Raw genomic sequence first — 17,866 nt, forward strand, 5'->3', positions numbered from 1 at the left:
GTGTTAGATAGATATGAAAATTTTTGATTATGAAGATATCCAAATGATTCCTAATAAATGTATTGTAACAAGCCGTTCAGAATGTGATACATCCATTCAATTCGGTCCACGTCGTTTTAAAATGCCGGTAGTTCCTGCGAATATGCAGACGGTTATGAATGAAAAACTTGCAGAATGGTTCGCAGAAAATGATTACTTCTATATTATGCATCGTTTTGATGAAGCAGCACGTATTCCATTTATCAAAAAAATGCACGATAAAGGCTTATTCGCATCAATTTCAGTTGGCGTGAAAGCGAATGAATATGACTTTGTAAAAGAAGTTGCTGAACAAGGCTTAAAACCTGAATATGTCACAATCGATATTGCACATGGCCACTCAGAACAAGTAATCAATATGATTCGCCATTTAAAAGAATATTTACCAGAATCGTTTGTGATTGCAGGTAATGTTGGGACACCTGAAGCTGTAAGAGAATTAGAAAATGCAGGGGCAGATGCGACAAAAGTCGGTATCGGACCTGGGCGTGTATGTATTACTAAAATCAAAACTGGTTTTGGCACAGGCGGTTGGCAATTAGCGGCAGTTAACCACTGCAGTAAAGCAGCGCGTAAACCCATTATTGCTGATGGCGGTATCAGAACACATGGCGATATTGCGAAATCTATCCGCTTCGGTGCTTCAATGGTAATGATCGGCTCATTATTTGCTGCACATGAAGAGTCACCCGGTGAAACAGTCGAATTAGAGGGTAAATTATACAAAGAATACTTCGGCAGTGCATCTGAATATCAAAAAGGTGAGCGTAAAAATGTCGAAGGCAAGAAAATGTTTGTGGAACATAAAGGTTCATTAGTAGACACATTAAAAGAAATGCAACAAGATTTACAAAGCTCTATTTCATATGCAGGTGGCAAAGATTTACTAGAATTAAGAAAAGTAGACTATGTCATTGTAAGAAACTCTATCTTTAATGGTGATAGAGACTAAGCCTTACCATCTGGAGGTGTAGACGATTAGACGCACATTTTCATTTGTAGTCATCCTGTTACTTGCTTTCTTAATTATTCCAGTTAAAGAAACACCTTGGATGATTAACATTCAAAACCAAGCAAAAGCCAAAATTCAAGCTGTGACTGCACAGGAAAGTGTTAATGAAACAGCACTTAAAGTGCCAGATAAGCAAGATTTTGCGTTAAATAATATTCAAATGAATATGACAAAAGATAAAGTAGAACAAGCTTTAGGTCAACCTAAGCGTGTCAGTGCCAATGAATATGGTTTAAAGTGGTATACCTATCATAAAGATTATCATTCATTTGTGATGGTCAGTTATATGAACAATAAAGTGAATGGTATTTATAGTAACCAAAATGTTATATCTTCAAAATCGAAAATCAAGTACGGTTCTCCAAAATCAGCTGTCAGAGATAGACTGGGTCAACCCATTGATGAAATGACAAAAGGCAACTACAAATACCAAGTCACGAGCGATGAATATGATGTCTTTGATAAAGACGGTATTTATACAACCGTCTTTTATGATAAGCATGAAAATAACCAAGTGACAGGTGTGATGCAAATCAGCAAAGAAATGGAACATCGTTTGATGAAACCTTACGGTGCACCATCGTCATCACTTGCACAAGGTTTTGAGCTGCAAAACTTTGATATAGTCAATGCAGAACGTGTTCAAAAAGGTTTATCTGTATTGAAATATAGTGATACCATCTCTAATACTGCGAGAAAACATAGTAAAGACATGGCCGACCATCATTACTTTGATCATACGAACCAAAAAGGAGAGTCTCCATTTGATCGTATGAAAAAAGATGGGATTGAATATAACAGCGCAGGCGAAAACTTAGCGTATGGTCATCAAAATAGTATTTTCGCACATGAAGGTCTGATGAATTCAGAAGGACATAGAAAAAATATTTTACAACCCAATTATAAAAACTTAGGTGTCGGTGTGGATTTCAATGATGAAAGACAACCGTTCTGGACCGAAAATTATACAAGTTAATAACCCATCACATGAAGGCAAAATTTCTGGTTTCAACAGAGATTTTGCCTTTTATAATATAAAGAAATGTTTAATTTATAGAGCGCTTATTGATAAATGAATACACTCCTGATTATAATAAGCACAAGTAGAAAAATAGGGTGAGAAGAAATTAAATACTTCGAATAAAGTTGAAAAATATAGAAGTGAGGAGGTTAATTATGAATATTTCAGATATAGCAGCGATGGCCAATGTATCTAAAAGTACCGTATCCAGATATTTAAATGGCGGTTCTGTCAGCCAGAAAACTAAAGATAAAATAGATAGAATTGTACAAGAAACAGGGTATTCTCCCAATCAATTTGCGCAATCTCTTAAAGCGAAACGCACATTTATGATCGGTGCGATTATTCCGAGATTAGATTCCTATGCGGCAAACCAGATTCTAGAAGGGGCAGATACCTACTTACGTGAAATTAAGTACCAAACATTGATTGTGAATACGAGCCAAAGTATCGAACAAGAAGTAGAAGCATTATATACTTTAAACAAAAATAAAGTAGACGGTATATTGCTTATCGCAACACAAATTACGAAACAGCACATTGAAGCAATTCAAGATATCAAAGCCCCCGTCATTGTAGTTGGACAATCAGATGAACGAGTGCCGTCAGTGATACAAAATGATTTTGAAGCAGGGCGTATGATAGGTGAGTTGTTCGGTCAACAGCACTTTAAACGTATCGCCTATATAGGTGTCGATGAATACGATAAAGCAGTAGGGATTGAAAGAAAAAATGGCGTATTAGCGGGGCTTAAACAGTATAATCAAACACCAGATATTTATTACACAACATTTGATTTGCAACAAGCCGTTTCTGCGGCAGAAGCATTAGTCTCAAAATATGAAGCGCTGATCTGCGGTACCGATAATATTGCGTTAGGGACATTAAAGGCAGCACATCAACAACACATTCAAGTGCCCGATCAATTATCAATTGCTGGGTTTGGCGGTTACGATACGACTTCCATTGTCACACCGTCTCTTGCGACAATCAGTTTCCCTTATAAACAAACGGGTGAGAAAGCAGCACAGAATTTGATTCGTACGATTAAAGGAGAAGCGATTGAACAAGTAGAAGTGATGGATTTCGAATTGATTAAAAATAACAGTATTGACTTCTCTTAAACCAATAAGTAAAATGTTTATGAAAGCGTTTTACTTATATACTATTTTGGAACCGGTTCCAATAAGAGAGGAGTGCGCTAATGGAATGGACACGTGAAGCGAGATATCGCGGGTTAGCTTCAATTTCAAATGATATCTTTGAAGCGATGAAAGATCAAGTGAATCAGTCGCCTTGGAGACAACACTATCACATTCAACCTGTCACAGGATTGTTGAATGACCCAAATGGTTTTATTTATTTTAAAGGCAAATATCACTTGTTTTATCAATGGTTTCCTCTAGGCCCTGTACATGGTTTGAAGTATTGGTATCATGTCGAGTCAGAAGACCTAATTCATTTTGAAAATAAAGGCCCTGTTATTTACCCAGATACCACATATGATTCTCACGGGGCATATAGTGGGTCAAGTATACAAATTGATCATCACTTGTATGTCTTTTATACAGGAAATCACAGGACAAAAGCGTGGGAACGTATACCGAACCAAATGGTTGCGAAATTAAATGACGACATTGAGGTTGTTGCGAAACAACCGATTATTGAAGGTGTGCCACAGGGTTATACAGAACATTTCAGAGATCCTAAAGTGTGGCAAGAAGATGAGCATTATTATTTTGTGATTGGTGCACAAACTACAGAACAAACAGGACGCGCATTAATTTATCAAGGCGATACCTCACTTAACTTTCATTTACTCGGTGAAATTGACACAGGATTATCTGAGTTTGGCTATATGTGGGAATGTCCGGATTTATTTAAACTAGATGACAAAGATGTCTTGATTTTCTGTCCGCAAGGCATTGAACCAGACGGTATACATTTTCAAAATATATATCAGTCTGGATATATCATCGGAGATTTTAGTTTAGAAACGTTAGAAATGAAACATGATGGATTTATGGAGTTGGATCATGGCTTTGATTTTTATGCGCCGCAAACGACATTATCTAAAGAAGGTGAACGCGTATTAATCGGTTGGATGGGATTGCCAGATATCAATTATCCAACAGATCAGTATGATTGGGCACATTGTCTCACGTTGCCTAGGGTATTGAATATTAAAGATGATACATTGATTCAAAAGGTACATCCTGATGTAGAGAAGTTGAGAGTGTGCAGTTATGAAGCAATATGTGAGGTTAATCAAGACAGCACTATGATAGATTTGATTCATCCTGAGCGGTCAGAAGTCGATATTTCAATTGTAGAGAATGAAGCGGATGAATTAAGTGTTGTATTTTCAAATCAAAGTGATGAAGCGGTTAAAATATCATATGAGAAGTATACAGGTGCATTAATGCTTGACCGTAGTCAAAGTGGCACATTACCGAGCAATCAAGATAATCAGACAAGAACAGTGAAATTAAATCAACCATTACAAAGTTTAAGGATTTTCATCGATACTTCGAGTATGGAAATCTTCATTAATGAAGGAACACATGTGATGACAACACGTTTGTTTCCCAAAGCACCCTATGAACATTGTATGTTTTCAGCATCTGGAAACGTTAAAATTAAAACGAAACAATATGAATTGAAAAGAGGGTAATCATGAGTAAATTATATGCAGTGGGCGAAGCATTAATCGATTTTATCCCGAGTAAACGTGATGCGAAATTAAAAGAAGTAACACAGTTTTCACCACAAGTAGGCGGCGCACCGACGAACGTTGCAAGTTGTGTTGCGAGACTTGGCGGTGACGCAGCAATTATTACGCAAGTCGGTGATGATGCATTTGGTGAAAAAATCACAGATAAACTCAATGGTGTCGGCGTGGATACGCAGTATATGAAACAAACAACGCAAGCGAACACAGCCTTAGCTTTTGTCAGTTTAACAGCAGATGGCGAACGTGATTTTGCTTTTTATCGCAAACCATCTGCGGATATGTTGTTGGAAGCGGATCAATTAAGTGAACTTTCTTTTGATGAAACAGATATTTTACATTTTTGTTCTGTAGATTTAGTAGATTGTCCAATGAAAATGACACATCGTGTACTTATTGATCGAATGATAGAAGCAAATGGAACGGTTGTCTTTGATCCGAACCTGCGCTTTCCGTTATGGGATGATCTAGATGCACTTCATCATACTGTATTAGAATTTATTCCGAAAGCGCATATTGTCAAAATTTCAGATGAAGAATTAGAATTTATTACGCGTATTAAAGACAAAGAACATGCAATCGCATCTTTGTTTAGAGGAAATGTTGAAGCAGTAATTTATACAGAAGGCAAAGCAGGTGCTTCTCTATACACAAAAGAGGGTTTAATAGCACAACAGTCAGGTTATCCAGTTAAAGTGTTAGATACCACTGGTGCAGGAGATGCCTTTATCGGTGCGATTAACTATCAATTATTAACACAAGGCAAACAGACGTTATTTGAAGAAGGAAAAGAATATCTAAGATTTGCGAATGCGGTTGGCGCATTAACGACAACCGCCTATGGCGCAATCGAAAGTTTACCGACACAGGCACAAACGAAAATGTTGATGAGAGGTGAAAGTCATGAGTGATAAGAAAATCGCAGAATCAGTCATTCAAGCAGTGGGTGGAGAAGAGAATATTCAGTCTCTTGCCCATTGTGCAACACGACTGAGAATTATGGTAAAAGATAAAGAAAAAGTAGATCAAGCACAAGTAGAAGAAATTGAAAAGGTGAAAGGTGCCTTTTATAATTCGGGTCAATTTCAAATTATTTTTGGAACCGGTACCGTCAATAAAATATATAATGAGATTACTAATCTGGGTTTAGAAGGCAGTACTAAGTCTGAGGTTAAAGAAGCGGGCGCAAAACAAGGCAATGCCTTTCAACGTGCTATTCGTGTGTTCGGTGATGTCTTTGTGCCGATCATTCCAGTATTAGTCGCGACAGGGCTCTTTATGGGCTTGCGCGGTGTGGTCATGAATGAACAAATTTTAGGTTGGATGGGCATGACAGCTAAAGATATACCGCAAAACTTTATTTTATTCACACAAGTGTTGACGGATACTGCATTTGCGTTTTTACCAGCTTTAGTAGCTTGGAGTGCATTTAAAGTCTTTGGAGGTAGTCCGGTTTTAGGGATTGTATTAGGTTTAATGCTAGTCAATCCGGCTTTGCCGAATGCCTATCAAGTCGGTGATGGTTCTGCAGAAGCTATCAAATTCTTTGGCTTCATCCCGATTGTTGGCTATCAAGGCTCAGTCTTGCCAGCATTCTTTGTCGGTTTGCTTGGTGCGAAGTTTGAGAAGGCACTTAGAAAACGGATACCAGATGCGATTGATTTAATCGTAACGCCATTTTTAGTCTTACTCGTGATGATCACATTAGGTTTATTTGTGATTGGTCCGGTGTTCCATTCGATTGAAACGATTATACTATCAGGCACAGAATGGGTACTAGCTTTACCGTTTGGCATTGCTGGTTTGTTAATTGGCTTATTCCAACAAATTATTGTAGTGACAGGTGTGCATCACATCTTTAACTTCATGGAAATTCAGCTGTTAGAAAAATTCCATTATAATGAATTCAATCCAATTATTTCAGCAGCTATGACTGCACAAGCCGCGGCAGCTGTTGCGGTAGGACTTAAAACGAAAAAAGCAAAATTAAAAGCGTTAGCGTTACCATCAGCATTTTCAGCACTACTCGGCATTACAGAACCTGCGATTTTCGGTGTGAACTTGCGTTACTTCAAACCGTTTGTTTGTGGTTTGATTGGTGGTGCTGTGGGAGGATTTTTCGCAGCAATCTTCCACCTGAAAGCATCAGGAATGGCCATTACGGTACTGCCAGGTATCTTATTATTCTTAAAAGATATTGGCCAATTACCGCTGTATTTATTAGTACTTGTTATTTCATTTGCGACAGCTTTTGTATTAACGTGGTTCTTCGGATATAGCGATAAATTAGCTGAGAAAATTAAAGAAGCAAAATAAAGGATGAACTGTTAATCACACGTTGTGGTTAGCAGTTTTTTTATTAAGGTTTAGTGTATAGTATAACTAAAGTATTTAGTCAAAATAATCATTAAAAGGAGCGTTGAGATGCGTACATTAGTAATGATTGCACATCCAAATATGGAACAATCAATCGTGAATCGAATGTGGAAAGATGCATTAATTCATGAAGCGGTTGATGTTGTTGATTTGTATAAACAGTATCCAGACAGTCAGTTAGATGTATCAACTGAACAAGCACGATTATTGAATTATGATGCGATTGTATTCCAATTTCCATTATATTGGTATAGTAGTCCACCGTTGTTAAAACAATATCTTGATGAAGTTTTGTTATTTAATTATGCGTATGGACCAAAAGGGACGAAGCTGCAAAATAAAAAATTCGCCATTGCGACGACTGTGGGGAGTTTAGAAGCGGATTACAGCGAAGAAGGATCGAATCACTACACGCTAGAGACATTATTGTCGCCGTTTATTGCGACCTTTAATTATATAGGTGCACATTATCAAGGATACTTTGCGCAATATGGTACCGTAAATCATGCGACGACTGCTGAGTTAGCAGAAGGTACAAAGCGCTATGTTGAATTCGTTTAATCTTTATAAGCAAAATAAAAGCCGAGAATGAACAAATCATTCTCGGCATGCTTGTTATTAGAATAAATAATCTCCAAATGCTAATGGTTCGATGTATTTACCGTCTTTATCGAATACACGCATGTTACCGCCTGAGATTTCATCAATAAGTAACACTTCGCCTGTTTTTTCATCGCGACCAAATTCTAATTTAATATCGAATAATTCTAAACCTTTTGAAGCAAGTTCTTCTTTGATAATATCTGAAATCTTAACTGTTAATTCAGCAATTTCATCATATTCACCTGGTTTTAAAATATTTAAAGCTTCAAGACCAGCTTTATTGATTAATGGATCTTGTCGTTCGTCATCTTTTAAAGTCATTTCTACATAACCGTTAAGTGGTGCACCTTCTTCGATATAATCACCATATCTACGAATAAATGAACCAACTGCACGGTATCTGCAAATGATTTCTAAGCCATTGCCAAACACAGAAACTTGTTTAACACGCATTTGACGTTCGTCGATGTTTGCGTCGATGTAATGTGTTGGAATTCCCGCAGCATTAATTTTTTCGAAGAAGTAGCTTGTCATTTTTAAACCAGCTTTACCTGAACCTTCAACAGTTAATCCAACTTGGTTTTCACCTGGATCAAATACACCGTCTTTACCTGTCATATCATCTTTAAAGAATAGTACAATTTCACCATCTTTATCTTGATAGACATCTTTTGTTTTACCTTTGTAGATTAAATCCATTTCATCTCACTCCTATAGTAGTAGTTATATTTAGTATAAGAGAAATTGACTATTATATAAATATAAAAGTATGAAATGGGTTTGAAAATAACACTCAAAAACAAGATGTGTGCTATCTAAAACATATGAGGCAAAAAGAAAGCACACTGTCGTGTCCAAATATCTGGGACATTACAGTGTGCTTATTTGTTAATCAGTTGATTTGAATTTAATTATTCGTCACGAACAATATTTAGAAGAGATGATATGCTTATGAACAGATACGATAGCCTATAGTTCTCTAAATAGACCGACAACTTTACCTAAAACAGTAACATGTTCTAAGTAGATAGGGTCCATCGTGCTGTTTTCTGGTTGTAATCTATAACGATGTTTTTCTTTGTAGAAGCGTTTTACTGTTGCTTCATCATCTTCTGTCATAGCTACAATAATATCACCGTTTTCTGCGATAGTCTGACTTCTGACGATGACTTTATCTCCATCTAAAATACCAGCTTCAATCATACTGTCTCCGACAACATTTAGAATGAAGATATCGCTGTTATGAGTTGAAGTAAAGTGTTCTGGTAATGGGAAATACTCTTCTACATTTTCTACTGCTGTAATTGGGATACCGGCTGTAACTTTACCGATAACTGGTACGTGAATTGTACCTTCGATTTCAGCAGCATCTTCAATTTGATCGCTGACAATTTCAATTGCACGTGGTTTTGTAGGGTCACGACGAATATAGCCTTTGCTTTCTAATCGTGATAAATGCCCGTGTACAGTAGAACTTGAAGCAAGTCCGACTGCTTCACCGATTTCTCTGACACTTGGCGGATAACCTTTGGTATGAACGACTTGTTTTATATATTCATAAATTTCGCTTTGACGCTTCGTAAGTTCAGTCATTTAAATGCACATCCTCTTCTAGTTTGTTCTTATTATATCACGTTAATATAGCCTTTACAAACATTTGTTCGTAAAAGTGTTGACACCGAACAATCGTTCTGATATTGTGTAAATACAAACAAATGTTCTAGGGGTGTTCGAATAATGATTAAGAAATATCAAACTAGTTTTTTACTATATATCGCAGTGTTTTTAATGTCCTTTATGTTAGTTTCAGCGTTTTTAATCGGAGCAGAGCAATCAAGTAAGCAAGAACAAGTGTACGAAATGACAGACCATACGCTTTCAACGAAGGTAGAACAAAAAGCCGAACAAGATAAACAATATATAGAACAAGGCGAACAAAACAATAGACCAATTGTCGCAACAGTTCACTGATGAATGCTAAACGTAATGTTGATTCTGCCTTATATATCAATGGGTGAAAGGTGTAAGATTCATACAATCGGGAATAAGATTAACAAAACATATTCATTTTATTTCGAGCGATTGTTTGCTAAGATAAATAATCATCAGACTAATGGAGGTCGAGAGCATGGCAGATCAACATAAAGAAACAATTAACCGTATTAATGAGCTTTCTAAAAAGAAAAAAGCAGAAGGTTTAACTAAAGAAGAAGCAAAAGAAAGAGCAGAGTTGCATCAAAAATACCTTGAAACATTCCGTGAAGGTTTCAAACAACAAATTGAAAATACTAAGGTATTAGATCCGGAAGGTAATGATGTAACACCTGAAAAATTGAAACAAGTACAACGTGAGCAAAATAAAAGACAATAAAATTCAATATACTACAATAAATGTAGAGCTTTTAGAACTGAATAAATGACGTTCTAAAAGCTCTTTTTCATGAATTTGTAAATTTTTAATGATTAAATATCATTTATTATATTTGGTAACGGTTTCACGAGGATAATGAATGTTAAACTTAACTAATATAATGTATAATGGCATAAAATCATGCTGTATAGAAAGGAAGTTTTATTGATGTTCGATAAAAGAGATGAGCTTGCAATCAATACAATCAGAGCATTGAGTATTGATGCAATTGAAAAAGCAAATTCTGGTCATCCAGGATTACCAATGGGTGCCGCTCCGATGGCATACACACTATGGACAAGACATTTGAACTTTAACCCTAATTCAAATGAATACTTTAACAGAGACAGATTCATCTTATCTGCAGGACATGGTTCTGCATTACTTTACAGCCTATTACATGTATCAGGCAGCTTAGAATTAGAAGAATTAAAACAATTTAGACAATGGGATTCTAAAACACCAGGTCATCCAGAATTTAGACACACACAAGGTGTCGAAGTAACAACTGGTCCACTTGGACAAGGTTTCGCAATGTCAGTAGGTATGGCAATGGCAGAAAACCATTTAGCAGGTAAATTCAATAAACCTGACGCAGAAGTTGTAAATCACTACACTTATGTTTTAGCTTCTGATGGTGACTTGATGGAAGGTATTTCACATGAAGCAGCTTCACTTGCAGGTCACTTACAATTAGACAAGTTAATCGTGTTATATGATTCAAATGATATCTCATTAGATGGTGATCTTGATAAAGCATTCTCTGAAGACATCAAAAAACGTTTTGAATCATATGGTTGGAACCATATCTTAGTTAAAGATGGTAATGATTTAGAAGAAATCAATAGTGCGATTGAAAAAGCTAAAGAACAAAATGGTCCTACTATGATTGAAGTTAAAACTGTGATTGGTTACGGTTCACCAAACAAATCAGGTACACATGGCGTACATGGTGCACCACTTGGTGATGATGAACGTACATTAACATTAGAAAACTACAAATTAGATCCAGAAAAACACTTCTATGTACCAGATGAAGTATACGATGTCTTCAATGAAACTATGTTGACACGTGCAACTGAAAATGAAGAAGCATGGAAAGCTTTAGTTGAAAAATATACAGAATCATATCCTGAATTAGCTCAAGAATTCAAAGATGCGATTGCTGGTAAATTACCAGAAAACTATGAAGCAGAATTACCTGAATTTGAAGTAGGTTCTGAAAGTGCAACACGTGCAGACTCAGGTGATGTAATCCAAGCAATAAGCAAATCTGTACCTTCATTCTTCGGTGGTTCAGCTGACTTAGCAGGTTCAAACAAATCTAACGTTAAAGATGCACCTGACTATGATCGCAATACACCTGAAGGTAAAAACATTTGGTTTGGTGTTAGAGAATTTGCGATGGCAGCAGCTGTAAACGGTATGGCAGCACATGGTGGATTAAATCCATACGGTGCAACATTCTTCGTATTCAGTGACTACCTAAAACCAGCATTAAGACTTTCAGCAATTATGGGTCTTAACTCAACATTCATCTTCACACATGATTCAATCGCTGTTGGTGAAGATGGTCCAACACATGAACCAATTGAACAATTAGCTGGTTTACGTGCAATTCCTAATATGAATGTGATTCGTCCAGCAGATGGTAACGAAACACGTGTCGCTTGGGAAGTTGCATTAGAAAGTGAACAAACACCAACTTCATTAGTATTAACACGTCAAAACCTTCCAGTATTAGATGTTTCTAAAGAAACAGTTGAAGAAGGTGTACGTAAAGGTGCTTATGTTGTTTATGAATCTGAAGCTAACCCAGAATATCTTGTATTAGCCTCTGGTTCAGAAGTCAGCTTAGCAGTTGAAGCAGCAAAAACATTTGCGGATAACGGAAATTCAGTACGTGTCGTTTCTATGCCAAACTGGTATGCGTTCGAACAACAACCAAAATCTTACCAAGATGAAGTAATTCCGCCAACAATTAAAAAACGTTTAGCAATTGAAATGGCTTCATCACTTGGTTGGCATAAATATGTCGGCTTAGAAGGCGAAGTCCTTGGTATCGATCGTTTCGGCGCAAGTGCACCAGGCGGTTTAGTAGTTGAAAAATACGGCTTCACTAAAGAAAATGTTTTAAAACTTTTGAATAACCTATAAGTTTTAAATTAAGATACAGATAAGAGCTGTTCTACAATTGAAACACCCAAAGTAACGGTTAGCGTTTCAATGAGCTAGGAATAGCTCTTATTCTTTTGTTTTAGTATCAATTCAACTTGAAAAGATGAAATTATTTTAGTAAAATGCTAAAGGATAAAGAAAGTGGGTGAGACAATGGCAACTTGGATAGCAATTTTATTAATTATTGTTGCGCTAATCATCGGTTTACTTGGTGGATTCTTCTTAGCAAGAAAATACATGATGGATTATCTTAAAAAGAATCCTCCTATCAATGAAGAGATGTTACGTATGATGATGATGCAAATGGGCCAAAAACCATCTCAAAAGAAAATAAATCAAATGATGACAATGATGAACAAAAACATGGATCAAAAAATGAAATAACCAGTATCTATAAAAAGAAAGTTGTGTGCAGCGGCATATAGCTTTCTTTTTGTTTATAATTCACTTGTTCAATTCTTTTTGATATGGAATAATCGACACAAAATGATATACTATGAAATGGTTTCTTAGGATAGACTCTATGAAGAAAAGAAGGTGTCACGGTGTTATATCTCATATTTTCAGTCGGTGTCGCATTTTTAATGAGTATCGGCGTTATTATATTACGAATGAAAGCACAACAATATCCAGTAAATGAGAAGAAACTTATTTTACCTCCGATTTTCATGTCTACAGGTGCTTTGATGTATGTCATTCCTTACTTTAGAATTACAGGATTAGAAGCACTTGAAGCAATGGCAGTCGGGTTATTGTTCTCAATAGTATTGATTTGGACCTCTCGTTTTGAGGTAAAGGGTACAGAGATTTATATGAAACGTTCAAAGGCCTTCCCAATTATTTTGATTTCACTTTTACTCATTCGTACAGTCATGAAATTAGTCATCAGTAGTCAAATCGACCCAGGTCAACTCGGCGGAATGTTTTTCTTACTCGCATTCTCAATGATATTACCTTGGCGTATCGCGATGTTAATGAAATATAAAAAGCTGAGAAATCAAATGGTTAATTAATAGGAGTCCAATCCATTCAGTATTATTAAATAAACGATGCTTTTCGAGTGATGAAAAAGCATCGTTTATTTTTGTATTGGGTAAAAAGTATTATAGAGTGAGGTGAATCACATGAAGTTCAAACACGTCGTTGCGATTATTTCAGCTATTATCGCTGGGTTGGTGTATACATTCGCAAAATTTCAAAAATTATATAAGTAAATACAGTTTAACGTCTATGCTCTATATAGGGATGGGCGTTTTGTATTATAATCAATAAAAGAGGTGATGGCATGAAAATCATACATACTGCCGATTGGCATTTAGGTAAAATATTAAATGGACAATCTTTCTTAGAAGATCAACGTTACATTCTGAAACAATTTATTGAAGCGATGAAAGAAGAACAACCAGATGTCATTGTTATCGCAGGTGACTTATATGACACGAGTTATCCAAATAAAGAAACAGTCAAGTTATTAGAAGAGACTACAAGAACATTAAATTTAACTTTAAATATTCCGCTCATTATTATTAGCGGAAATCATGATGGCAGAACACGACTGAATTATGGTGCCAGCTGGTTTGAACATACAAAGCTCTATATCCGTACGAATTTAGATCGTATCACTGAACCCATTACCATAGAGGGCGTTAATTTTTATATGCTGCCATATGCGACATTAGGAGAAATTCAACATTTCTATCCTGAAGAAACATTAAAATCATACGATCAAGCAATTCAATGCTGTTTAAAGCATATGACCGCACAACTCAATCCTGACCAAACGAATATGTTGGTAGGCCATTTAACAGTGTCTGGTGGGATTAAATCCGATTCAGAGCGTGATTTATCGATTGGAACGGTAGAAGAAATTTCAGAAAATGTCATGAAACAATTTGATAGTGTGCTATTAGGACATTTACACCATCCATTCAGTATTCAATACGATTTTGTACATTACAGCGGTTCGCTCTTGCAGTATTCATTCTCAGAAACAAAACAATCCAAAGGTTATCGCAGATTAATCGTAGAGGATGAAGGACAAATTAAATCTACTTTCATTCCATTAAAACCACTTAGACAATTAGAAGTCGTCGATGCGACATATGAAGATGCAGTTCAAGAAAATGTTGAAGTTGATAATAAAGAAAACTATATGCATTTTAATTTGACACAACTGTCACATGTTAATGATCCGATGATGAATTTAAAACAAATCTATCCGAATGTATTAGCGCTGTCTAATAATACGCAAACATTCGAAATGCATGAAACACAAAATGCGATTAAACAAATGACAGACAAAGAAATTATAGAAGATTTTTATGAGAGTATGACACAAAAATCATTAAGTGATGTACAAGAGAATAAAATTAATGCGCTGTTAAATCGTATGAATCGAGGTGACGAGGCATGAGACCTTTAACATTACATTTGGAAAATTTCGGACCTTTCTTAGATGAAACGATAGACTTTTCTAAATTAGAAGACAATGAATTATTTTTAATCAGCGGTAAAACAGGTTCAGGGAAATCGATGTTATTTGATGCGATTGTTTACGCATTATTTGATGAAGCATCGTTAGAAAGCAGAAAAGGGAAGGAACTTAGAAGTCATTTCGCAGATGGTAAATCACCTATGGTAGTTACGTTTGAATTCCGTTTGAAAAACAGATGGTTTAAAGTAGTACGTCAAGCTCCGTTTGTCAAAGAAGGCAATAAAAATGAAACTAAAGGTGACGCCCAGATTTTCGAATGGAAAAACGATACTTATGAATTGATTGAAAGCCGAATCAGACAAGGTAAAGAGTACTTGATTAGATTATTAGGTGTGAATGCGAGCCAGTTCAGACAGTTGTTTATTCTGCCGCAAGGTGAATTTAAGAAATTCTTGTTCTCTAAAAGTTCAGAAAAACAAACCATCCTACGTACATTATTCAACACCGTACGTTTTGATATTTTGAAAAAACAATTAGAAGAAGAAATTAAAGATGAGAAACACCAAATAGAATTACGTTATCAAACGATTGAGCAACATTGGCAAAATGTAGAGACGTTTGATGATACGCAGTTAGAAGCATTGAAAGAAACGCCAAGTATTCAAACAGATAAATTGATGAAGTACATTCCAGAATTTGAAGCAACAGCTGAGCATGCATTGAAACAATTGACTAAAGAAAGAGCACAAATACAAAATACGTTTGAAAAAGCAGACGGGACTTATCGTAAAGCATTAGAACTTGATCAAAATATCAAAGCATTGCGTCAAGAACAAGAGAAGTATGAAAACTTACAAAGTGACATCAAACGTATCGAGGCTTTAGAAATGTTGTTAAAACAAATGCGAGAAGTCAGACCGTTGCATCAAATTTTGACGTCGTTGAAACAAACACGTAAAGATTATACAGAAACACAAGAGAAGGCTGAGGCGTTAAACAAACAACGCAATCATTTAAAACAACAACTTGAAGACAGCAACAAGCAGTTGGACCAGTTACAAGAAGATCAAACACAAATTGAAGCAGCACAACAATTTTTAAATGATACACAGTATTTTTATAAAAATTTAGACCAATACCAAAAGGCATATCAACGCTTAGAAACATTAACAACTGAAGTGAAACAACTTCAAGACGCTTTAACAGCACAACAAACGCAGTTAAAACAACTTGAATCCGACCAAGAAATTGAACAGCCGAATTACGATAAAGTGACACAATTAACACAAGCATTGTTTGAAATTGACAATGAAATTAAAGCTGCTGAACACTATCAAACTGCGTTTACTACGTACAAAAAACAAAAAGAAAATATTAAGCGTTTAACGACAGAGCAAGAAGATAATCTGAAAGCATTAACAGACTTAGAAGAAAAAATTAAAGGGTTTAATACACATCAGTTAGAGTTAGATAACCAAGAAGCCATGATTAAAAAATTACAATCCATGTTGCAACCAGGAGACCCTTGTCCAATTTGCGGACACGAGATAACGTCTTTATCTGATCATGTGGATTATGAACAGCTCAGAGCTTATCGTCTTGAACTTGAAGCGTTGCAGCAACAACGTGACGAATTAAAAGGAAAAGCAGCTGAACTGAATACAGAAATCAAGATTGAACAACAGGCAGTTGATACGTTTGAAGCGGAACATGAAAATACAAAAATAGAAGTAGATATCGAAGCATTACAAGCCAAGTATAAAGAGACAGAAGCACAAAAACAGCAACAGCAAAAACAAAATGCTGAACTAGAAGAAAAAATAAAACATAAGCAGCAAATCAACGAAGCTATCCAGTCATTACAAATAAAAGTGACGAATCAACAAGCAGAATTAACAAATCAACAAAAGCTGATTGATGCCTTTGAATCTAATACAACATATCAAGAAAGTGCTGCCTTTAAACATGATTATGAAATCAAAGAAAAACAAGTTAATGCGTATGAAAGTAAACATCAAAAGTTAAGTGAAACAATCAGAGGAATTGAACAAGAACAGGCGTTAAATCAAAATTCACTTCAAAGTGTAAACGAACGTCTGACTGAACTCTCTCAACAAATAAAAGAACAAGAAACAGCATCTCATCAAGAAATGGAGACATTGGGTATACAAACACCTGATGAAGTACAAGGTGTGCTTGAAAAGATGAATGAGAAAGCAGCGATTGAACAAGAGATTCAAACATTCCGTGATACGCAAGTAAAGTTAACTACTCAAATTGAAAATTTAAAACAACGCGTAGAAGGGCAAGAAAAACCAGATTTAGAAAGTTTAGCAGAACAATTACAAGAAGCAAATACACAATTAGAAGTTAAAACACGTCAAGTGACCGAACATGAGTTTAAAATGCAAGCCAATCAAAAAGAATTTAAAGCGTTAAAAGAACATATTACGACGTTACAACAAGAGTTAGCGGATCAAGAGGAGATATTCAGATTGTCTGAAATTCTATCAGGTAAGAATAATCAGAAACTGACATTAGAAAACTTCGTGTTGCGCTATTACTTAAACTTGATTATTGAGCATGCGAATAAACGCTTCTTCCAAATGACAAATCAACGATATAAGTTGGTGAGAAGTGAAGCGGTCTCAGCAGGATACAGTGGTTTAGATATAGAAGTCTTTGATTGGTACTCAAATAAATCACGACCCATCAGCACGCTATCCGGCGGAGAATCTTTCCAAGCTGCTTTGGCGTTGGCTTTAGGTTTAAGTGAAGTAGTTCAACAAGAATCTGGCGGTATTACGTTAGAAGCTATCTTTATTGATGAAGGTTTTGGAACGTTGGATCAAGAAACATTAGAAACGGCACTAGATACTTTAATTAATATTAAATCGTCAGGACGCATGGTAGGAATTATTTCTCATGTCAGCGAATTAAAACAACGCATTCCAAGCATACTTCAGATCCAGTCAAATGGTTATCAAAGTAATGCAACATTTAAATTCCAATAGAAAACTAAAAAGCAATGCCGCAGGTAAAAATTGCGGCATTGCTTTTTA

Annotated in this window: 16 protein-coding genes; 14 read left to right on the top strand and 2 right to left on the bottom strand. The window is 35.8% G+C overall.

Going from position 1 to position 17,866, the window contains the following annotated elements:
* Positions 1-13 precede the first annotated feature (13 nt).
* The 7 genes from guaC (at position 14) to ACFCT9_RS02355 (ending at position 7,740) form a co-directional block, all read left to right on the top strand.
* A complete protein-coding gene (gene guaC / locus ACFCT9_RS02325; protein WP_412520503.1) occupies positions 14-991 on the top strand; it encodes a GMP reductase in 978 nt (325 codons plus the stop codon).
* Between the two features lie 100 nt (positions 992-1,091).
* A complete protein-coding gene (locus ACFCT9_RS02330; RefSeq protein WP_412520505.1) occupies positions 1,092-2,027 on the top strand; it encodes a CAP domain-containing protein in 936 nt (311 codons plus the stop codon).
* A gap of 200 nt (positions 2,028-2,227) precedes the next feature.
* Positions 2,228-3,196, top strand: a complete 969-nt coding sequence (locus tag ACFCT9_RS02335; RefSeq protein WP_412520506.1) for a LacI family DNA-binding transcriptional regulator — start codon at positions 2,228-2,230, stop codon at positions 3,194-3,196.
* An 80-nt stretch (positions 3,197-3,276) separates the two neighbouring features.
* Positions 3,277-4,746 (top strand): glycoside hydrolase family 32 protein, encoded by a 1,470-nt coding sequence (locus ACFCT9_RS02340; protein ID WP_412520508.1) that lies wholly within the window; start codon positions 3,277-3,279, stop codon positions 4,744-4,746.
* Positions 4,747-4,748: 2 nt separating this feature from the next.
* The gene (locus ACFCT9_RS02345) at positions 4,749-5,714 is read left to right on the top strand and encodes a carbohydrate kinase family protein (protein ID WP_412520510.1); all 966 of its coding nucleotides are present in this window, start codon (positions 4,749-4,751) and stop codon (positions 5,712-5,714) included.
* Positions 5,707-7,119: a sucrose-specific PTS transporter subunit IIBC gene (locus ACFCT9_RS02350; protein ID WP_412520512.1), complete on the top strand. Its 1,413-nt coding sequence runs from the start codon at positions 5,707-5,709 to the stop codon at positions 7,117-7,119. The genes ACFCT9_RS02345 and ACFCT9_RS02350 overlap by 8 nt, the downstream gene beginning before the upstream one ends.
* 108 nt (positions 7,120-7,227) lie before the next feature.
* The gene (locus tag ACFCT9_RS02355; protein ID WP_412520514.1) at positions 7,228-7,740 is read left to right on the top strand and encodes an NAD(P)H-dependent oxidoreductase; all 513 of its coding nucleotides are present in this window, start codon (positions 7,228-7,230) and stop codon (positions 7,738-7,740) included.
* A gap of 57 nt (positions 7,741-7,797) precedes the next feature.
* Here ACFCT9_RS02355 and ACFCT9_RS02360 read toward each other — a convergent pair whose 3' ends face one another.
* The gene (locus ACFCT9_RS02360) at positions 7,798-8,481 is read right to left on the bottom strand and encodes a phosphoribosylaminoimidazolesuccinocarboxamide synthase (RefSeq protein ID WP_412520516.1); all 684 of its coding nucleotides are present in this window, start codon (positions 8,479-8,481) and stop codon (positions 7,798-7,800) included.
* Between the two features lie 270 nt (positions 8,482-8,751).
* Positions 8,752-9,375 carry a transcriptional repressor LexA gene (lexA, locus tag ACFCT9_RS02365; protein WP_412520518.1) on the bottom strand — a complete coding sequence of 208 codons (624 nt, stop codon included), beginning with the start codon at positions 9,373-9,375 and terminating at the stop codon, positions 8,752-8,754.
* A 144-nt stretch (positions 9,376-9,519) separates the two neighbouring features.
* Here lexA and sosA point away from each other — a divergent pair, with 144 nt between their 5' ends.
* The 7 genes from sosA to sbcC all read left to right on the top strand — a co-directional run bounded on the left by sosA (position 9,520) and on the right by sbcC (position 17,818).
* Positions 9,520-9,753 carry a DNA damage-induced cell division inhibitor SosA gene (sosA, locus tag ACFCT9_RS02370; RefSeq protein WP_412520520.1) on the top strand — a complete coding sequence of 78 codons (234 nt, stop codon included), beginning with the start codon at positions 9,520-9,522 and terminating at the stop codon, positions 9,751-9,753.
* Positions 9,754-9,910: 157 nt separating this feature from the next.
* Positions 9,911-10,153 carry a DUF896 domain-containing protein gene (locus tag ACFCT9_RS02375; RefSeq protein WP_412520522.1) on the top strand — a complete coding sequence of 81 codons (243 nt, stop codon included), beginning with the start codon at positions 9,911-9,913 and terminating at the stop codon, positions 10,151-10,153.
* Between the two features lie 207 nt (positions 10,154-10,360).
* Positions 10,361-12,349: a transketolase gene (gene tkt, locus ACFCT9_RS02380; protein ID WP_412520523.1), complete on the top strand. Its 1,989-nt coding sequence runs from the start codon at positions 10,361-10,363 to the stop codon at positions 12,347-12,349.
* Positions 12,350-12,523: 174 nt separating this feature from the next.
* Positions 12,524-12,754 carry a YneF family protein gene (locus tag ACFCT9_RS02385; protein WP_412520525.1) on the top strand — a complete coding sequence of 77 codons (231 nt, stop codon included), beginning with the start codon at positions 12,524-12,526 and terminating at the stop codon, positions 12,752-12,754.
* Positions 12,755-12,915: 161 nt separating this feature from the next.
* Complete coding sequence (locus ACFCT9_RS02390; RefSeq protein ID WP_412520527.1) at positions 12,916-13,383, top strand: CcdC family protein; 468 nt, start codon at positions 12,916-12,918, stop codon at positions 13,381-13,383.
* 272 nt (positions 13,384-13,655) lie between these two features.
* A complete protein-coding gene (gene sbcD / locus ACFCT9_RS02395) occupies positions 13,656-14,783 on the top strand; it encodes an exonuclease subunit SbcD (protein WP_412520529.1) in 1,128 nt (375 codons plus the stop codon).
* Positions 14,780-17,818 (top strand): exonuclease subunit SbcC, encoded by a 3,039-nt coding sequence (gene sbcC, locus ACFCT9_RS02400; protein ID WP_412520531.1) that lies wholly within the window; start codon positions 14,780-14,782, stop codon positions 17,816-17,818. Before sbcD ends, sbcC begins: the two co-directional genes overlap by 4 nt.
* The last annotated feature ends 48 nt before the right edge of the window (positions 17,819-17,866 follow it).

It is taken from the genome of Staphylococcus simulans (assembly GCF_047037175.1).
Taxonomy (GTDB): Bacteria; Bacillota; Bacilli; order Staphylococcales; family Staphylococcaceae; genus Staphylococcus; species Staphylococcus simulans_C.